Below are 5,855 nucleotides of genomic sequence, written 5' to 3' on the forward strand. Positions count from 1 at the left end.
GTATGCGGGTTGGTCGGGTTCGGGGGAGTGGGTGTAGCGGCTGTTTTGGGCGGGGGTGGTGGTGGCCACGCCCCGCGGGTCGAAGCCGACGATGTCGAAGCGGGCGCGCGCCCGTTCGCTGAAGGAGGAGAGGCCGCCGGACTTCAGTTGCTCGACCCCGGATTCGCCCGGTCCGCCGGGGTTGAAGACCAGGGAGCCCGTGCGCTGGGCGGGGTCCGCCGTGACGGACCTGGCCAGCGGCAGGGTGAAGGTCTGGCCGGTCTCCGGGTGCGCGTAGTCCACCGGGACGGTCAACGTGGCGCACTGCAGCTCGCCGCACGCGGTCCAGGTCGGCTTCTGCCGGTAGAAGGTCTGCAAAGCGCTCTGCTGCGCGGAATCGGTCGGCGCCGTGTCGGCGCCCTCCGCAGCCGTGTCCCCGGACGCCGGGATGCATCCGGCAAGTGCCGTGACGCCGAGTGCGGCCAGGGCCAGGATCAGGCCGGCACGCTTGCTCGTCGGGTGCTTCATGGGGGTACTCCAGAGGGACTTGGCAGGGTTGTCGCGCACGGCGCCCGCAGTGGTCAGCGGCACCGGCACCACCTCGGCGGCCCGGGGTGGCTGGGCCGAGGGCTCCATCCGCCGGGCCGCTGGCGGTCCCCGGGCGCGTGGGGGATCGCGCCCGGGGCGTCTCACGGCGCCGCGTGCCGGTCCGCCCACGTATCTCCCGGGCGAACGGCCGCGCTGCTCGGCTCCTGCCGGTTCGCTCCGCTGTGACCTCACAGATGATTGCCGGGCGAAGCTGAGGATTTGATGAGGGCGGCCCGGGCCGCCCATCGGGCTATCCTGACCGCCGTGCGAGTACTGGTGGCCGAAGACGACGATGACCTGCGGTTTGCCGTGTCCGCAGCACTGCGCAGCGAGGGGCTGGCCGTCGACGAGGTGGCCGATCTGCCGGCCGCCGACGAGGCGTTGTTCGTCACCGAATACGACTGCGCGGTGTTCGACCGGATGCTGCCCGCCGGGGACGCCGTCGAGTACGTGCGCGAGCTGCGCCGAGCCGGGCGGACCGTCCCGGTGCTGTTCCTCACCGCCCGGGACACGGTCGCCGACCGGGTCGAGGGGTTCGCCGTCGGCGGCGACGACTACCTGGTCAAGCCGTTCGCGGTGCCCGAGCTGGCGGCCCGGGTGCACAGCCTGTGCCGACGGGCGGCCACCGTCCGGCCCCCGGTGCAGCACATCGCCGACCTGGAGATCGACACCGCCCGCCGCCAGGTGCACCGGGACGGCGTGCTGCTGATGCTGACCCGCAAGGAGTTCGCCGTACTGGAACTGCTCGCGGCCCGGGCGGACCAGGCCGTACCCCGCGCCGACCTGATCGAGAAATGCTGGGACGAGATGACCGAGCCGAACTCCAACGTCGTCGAGGTGCTGGTCTCCCAGCTGCGCCGCAAGCTCGGCGACCCGCCGCTGATCCACACGGTCCGCGGCGTGGGCTACCGACTGGCGCCGCCCGGCAGCGGCGACGGCGGCCGAGGATGACGGCTGCGGCCCGGATCCGGCGGCTGCGCCGGCGACTCACCGCACTGTTCTCTCTCACCAGCGCGATCGGACTGATCGGCCTGGCGGCGTTCGCCATCCACACCGACGACAACTCCTGGAGCGACCGGCTCGACGACGCGCTCACCCTGCAGACCCGCCAGGCGATCCTGCTCCTGAGCTTCGACGACGACGGCCGGCTCGAAGCGCAGTACGTGCAGGACGGGATGGAGACCGACTGCCCGCCGGTGACCGTGGTGACCGGTACGGCCGACCAGCCCACCGTTGCCTACACCCCGCGCAAGCCCTGCGTCCGAGCCCACACCGAGGACCTGGAAGCGGTGGCCGCGGAAGCAATGCGAGAGGGATCGGCCGTCGTGGCCGACGCACACAGCGACAACGGCCACCGGATCCGGCTACTCGCCGAGCCCTACGCGGGAGCCGATGGCCAGTCGACGGCCGGCGCGGTGGTCGCAGCCGACGACACCACCGGCGACCGGGCCGCGCACCGCAAACTGGCTCTGCTCCTGGTGGCCGGCTGTGCGGTCCTGGTCGCCCTGTCCGCCGTGGCCGGGCACCTGCTCTCCGGGCGGGCGATCCGGCCGGCACTGACAGCGCTGCAACAACAGGAGGAGTTCCTCGCCGACGCCGCCCACGACCTGCGCACACCCACCGCATCGCTACGCGGCCTCGCGGAGACTGCGCTGCGCGACGACGAGCACCGCACCGCCGCGCTCGAACGGACCGTGCGCCTGGCGTCCCGGATGGGCGACCTGATCGACGGCCTGCTCACCCGGGCCCGGCTGATGGCCGGTGTCGGCACCCTGGCCAGCCAGCCGCTACGCCTGGACCAGCTCGTCGAGGTGGTCGTCGACGACGTCGAAACCGGCGAGCACCACGTGAGCGTCCACACCGAACCGGTCGTCGTGGTCGCCGATCCCGACCTGCTCCGACGGGCGGTGGCCAACCTGCTCGGCAACGCGCTCCTCCACGGCCATGCCCCGGGCCTGCCCGCAGAAGTCGACGTCACCGTGGCCGCCGACGGAACGGTGACCATCGACGACGCCGGACCCGGCATCCCCTCGGCTCTCGCCGACTCCCTCTTCCAGCGCTTCCACAGCGGCTCCGGCTCCACCGGCCTCGGGCTGTCCATCGCCTCCTGGGTCGCCCACGCCCACAGCGGCACCCTCGACGTCGGCACCAGCCCGCGCGGCGGCGCCCGCTTCACCCTCCGCCTCCCGCCCCGGACGAAGTAGGCCAACCCCGGCGATGCGCGCGCCCACGATCGGTGGGCCGCCCCATCGACACGAGTGTGCGGTGCCGCTCGCGAAGCCGGGCCGCAGCGGCAGCCTGCCGCACGGGGCGGTCGATGGACGAACGCGACTGGAACCGCTGCCCTGTTGGACAGTTGTCACGACTGGAGCCCTGTCCGTCCGGGCATACCGTCGATACCGCCGCTGGCGGGTCCGGCTGGGACTCCCCCACGAGCACAACCGGACCCCTGGCCGGCGGCCGGGCCTGGACGCGACTCCCCCCACGGAGCAGCACCCGGGCCCTCATACTGTCCAACCAGCGACACGCAGCGTACATGCCATCTCCACGGAGCGCTACCGCACACCCGGAACCCGATCCCCTGGCCTCCGAGAAGCCCACGGGGGTGCGCGACGACGTCGTTGGGGTGCACCGGCTCTCACGGCCCCTGGCCACGATGCCCTCGACGCCGACGTCCACAAGGCCCTCGTACCAGCGCAGTGCCTGGTCGCGGTCGCAGTTGGCCATCATGGCCTGCACCTGCGAGTCCGCGCCCTGGCCCGCGGCCGGACGGCCCGTCGCCGAGCTCAGCAGCCGGTAGGGCGATCGGCTGCGGCACGCCACCCGGTCGGCAGATGCGGGTCGTCCACGACCAGGGGGCTGCGCTGTGACCGACTCGGGCCGGGCTGATGCGCCCGCACCGCCGCCCAAGCTGCCGTCGTTGATGGGAGTTCGCAAAACCGGGGCTGGCGCCGCAGGCCATGCCGCCGGGGTTGACGGCGATCGGGGTGGTGACCGGCATGTCGGTCTCGCCGACCAGGCGGCCGTCGATGTACAGCTGAGCCCGGCCGGGTACGCCCTTGTCGTGGGCGATGTCGGGGGCGCCGGCCGGCAAGCGCCAGCACCGTGCGGATGGTGATCCGCAGGAAGCGCAACAGCCTCCGCCTTCACCCACACCCAACTCGCCGCCGGACGCGGCCAGGTCACCGTCCACCGCCGCCTCGCCACGCTCTCCAGCGCCCTCGGCGACGCCGTCCGCCACCGCCGGCTCCCCTACAACCCGGCCCGCCCCACAGTCATCCTGAGACCCGCGGCGGGAAGCGCCACATCTGGACCGCGCCGGATGCGATCCGCTTCCTCGACTGCTGCCACGCCACAGACCGCGCCTTCGCCGACCTCATCGAGATCCTCATCGGCACCGGCATCCGCAAAGGCGAAGCCCTCGGCCTGCACTGGAACGACGTCCACCTACCCGAACGTGTCCTCTACATCCGCTGCACGCTCTCCGTCATCGACGACAACCGCCTGATCATCACCTCACCGAAGACCCGCTCCAGCAAAGCCTGGGTCGCCATATCCCCTCGCGTCGCCATCGCGCTGCACCACCGCGCCGAGGACAAGAGTCCCTCACAATTCCGTGCGGACGATGGCGGTTTCGTCTTCCACCACCCCGACGGACGCCCCCTTCACCCCCGCCTACGTCCTCAACCACTTCCACTACCTCTGCCGCGAGTTCGGCCTCCCGCGCACCACCGTCCACGACCTTCGCCACCTCGCGGCCACCATCTCCATCACCGCCGGCGTCCCCCTCACCGTCGTCTCCAAGACCCTGCGGCACGCCGCCCCGTCCACCACCGCGAACATCTACGGCCACCTCATCACCCAGACCGCCCGCGACGCCGTCGACCACGGCCTCACCTCAGCCGACCCCATCGAGCTCCCAAGCCCGCGCTCACACCACTAGAGTTCGCAACCAGAGGGCGGTCGTCACCCCAGCCAGGATGACAATCAGCTCGGCGGGGGCGAGTTCCCGCCGCCTTGGGCTCCTTGTCAGCCCGCACCGCCACTGTCATCGCTCATGACCGCGTTACTCGAACATCAGCTCCGGGACCTCTTGGCGGAACAGCTGGACGTTCTCGAACCAGGACTGACCCTGGTCCGCTGCGAGTTTGCGCTGAGCGACGCGCCGCTCCGTACGAGGGGTTGGATTGACATCCTCGCTCGCGATCGACACGGCCTGTGGGTAAGCATCGAGTTGAAGCGTGCGACGTCCACGTCGCGTAAGGCGTTGCACGAGGTCGCGAAGTACGCTGAGCTGCTCCAGCGTGACAAACAGATCGCGCCCGACCGCATCCGTGCCCTTATCGTGTCGACCGACTGGCGCGAACTGCTCGCGCCGGTCAGCAACATGGCCCGGGACTGGAACCATGACCTTCGCGGCTACGAACTCCAGGTACATGACGACCGGACACTGAGCGCAGAGCGCGTCGCGCCGCCTCCCTCGTCGCCGGAACAGTGCGTCACGCCGGTGCACGGCATCAGACATACGAGATAATGAGCGCATACAGTCACCAGCACGCAGCGCCGAGCGGTCCCCAGCCCCGCCGTCGAACCGTGAAAACCGTGAGACGAATGTGAGAGGCAGGCCCCAGAGCACGCCGAAGGCCGCTTCCTCGCGAACGAGAAAACGGCCTCTGACCTGCGACTTTGGAGAGAACTCCAGTCGGGACGACAGGATTTGAACCTGCGACCCCTTGACCCCCAGCGGTCGAAAGGTGGTGACGGACAGTCCGCTCAGTCCAGAAACCGTAGGTCAGGGCCTGCCACATCCAGGCCGCATGATGCCTGATGATGGTTCGCGCGAGCACCTGGTGGAGGCACTGGCCCCACACCGCCGAGATCGTGCCCACGCGCCGAAGCAACACCAGTCGCTGCCTGAAGTGGCGCAAGGGGCCTTCCTGCACGGAGGTGGGGGATCTCCTGGTCAACAGCGCCATCCGGATCGCCGACGCCGCCAACGTCTCCGGCCCTGACGGGCCTGACGGGCCTGACGGGCCTGACGGGCCTGACGGGCCTGACGTCAGTCTGCTGACGCTCGGTTCCGCCGCCATCGAGCTGGCGTGCCCCAGTTAGTGGGGAACTCAGCGGATGCGCGGACCGCGCTGGTCCTGGTGAACCTGCGGCGGGCGGGGGGCCGGCCAGTTGGCGGGGCCCGGACGGGCCGCCCGGCCGGGGGCGGGGGCCCCCCAGCAACCCGTATGCCGGGGGGGGGGACAACCGACCCGGGGTCAGGGGGGGGCAGGCGGGGC

5 protein-coding genes and 2 pseudogenes are annotated in these 5,855 nt (G+C 71.0%); 5 read left to right on the forward strand and 2 right to left on the reverse strand.

The features are described 5' to 3' along the window. Positions 1 to 507, reverse strand: a pseudogene (locus ACWGKU_RS10190) (alpha/beta hydrolase); the annotation flags it as partial. Between the two features lie 324 nt (positions 508 to 831). Between ACWGKU_RS10190 and ACWGKU_RS10195 the strand changes: the two are divergent. Both ACWGKU_RS10195 and ACWGKU_RS10200 read left to right on the forward strand, forming a co-directional pair. Further along, complete coding sequence (locus tag ACWGKU_RS10195; RefSeq protein ID WP_401053564.1) at positions 832 to 1,518, forward strand: response regulator transcription factor; 687 nt, start codon at positions 832 to 834, stop codon at positions 1,516 to 1,518. After that, complete coding sequence (locus tag ACWGKU_RS10200) at positions 1,515 to 2,771, forward strand: sensor histidine kinase (protein ID WP_401053566.1); 1,257 nt, start codon at positions 1,515 to 1,517, stop codon at positions 2,769 to 2,771. The genes ACWGKU_RS10195 and ACWGKU_RS10200 overlap by 4 nt, the downstream gene beginning before the upstream one ends. Positions 2,772 to 3,819: 1,048 nt before the next feature. On the opposite strand, the gene ACWGKU_RS10205 is transcribed toward ACWGKU_RS10200, so the two are convergent. Beyond that, entirely contained in the window at positions 3,820 to 4,014 is a 195-nt protein-coding gene (locus ACWGKU_RS10205; protein WP_401054142.1) for a hypothetical protein, read from the reverse strand. On the opposite strand from ACWGKU_RS10205, the pseudogene ACWGKU_RS10210 reads away from it, so the two are divergent. The 3 genes and pseudogenes from ACWGKU_RS10210 to ACWGKU_RS10220 all read left to right on the forward strand — a co-directional run. Continuing rightward, positions 3,970 to 4,173 (forward strand): annotated as a pseudogene (locus tag ACWGKU_RS10210) (site-specific integrase); the annotation flags it as partial. The gene ACWGKU_RS10205 and the pseudogene ACWGKU_RS10210 sit on opposite strands and share 45 nt — an antisense overlap. A gap of 19 nt (positions 4,174 to 4,192) precedes the next feature. Then, entirely contained in the window at positions 4,193 to 4,510 is a 318-nt protein-coding gene (locus tag ACWGKU_RS10215) for a tyrosine-type recombinase/integrase (RefSeq protein WP_401054144.1), read from the forward strand. A gap of 114 nt (positions 4,511 to 4,624) precedes the next feature. Continuing rightward, positions 4,625 to 5,101, forward strand: a complete 477-nt coding sequence (locus tag ACWGKU_RS10220; protein ID WP_452179674.1) for an endonuclease NucS domain-containing protein — start codon at positions 4,625 to 4,627, stop codon at positions 5,099 to 5,101. The last annotated feature ends 754 nt before the right edge of the window (positions 5,102 to 5,855 follow it).

The sequence above is a fragment of the Kitasatospora sp. NPDC054768 genome (assembly GCF_053612025.1).

Coding starts and splice junctions, on each gene's coding strand:
- ACWGKU_RS10200 (WP_401053566.1), top strand. CDS start 1,515: ATGACGGCTGCGGCCCGGATCCGGCGGCTGCGCCGGCGACTCACCGCA.
- ACWGKU_RS10220 (WP_452179674.1), top strand. CDS start 4,625: ATGACCGCGTTACTCGAACATCAGCTCCGGGACCTCTTGGCGGAACAG.
- ACWGKU_RS10215 (WP_401054144.1), top strand. CDS start 4,193: ATGGCGGTTTCGTCTTCCACCACCCCGACGGACGCCCCCTTCACCCCC.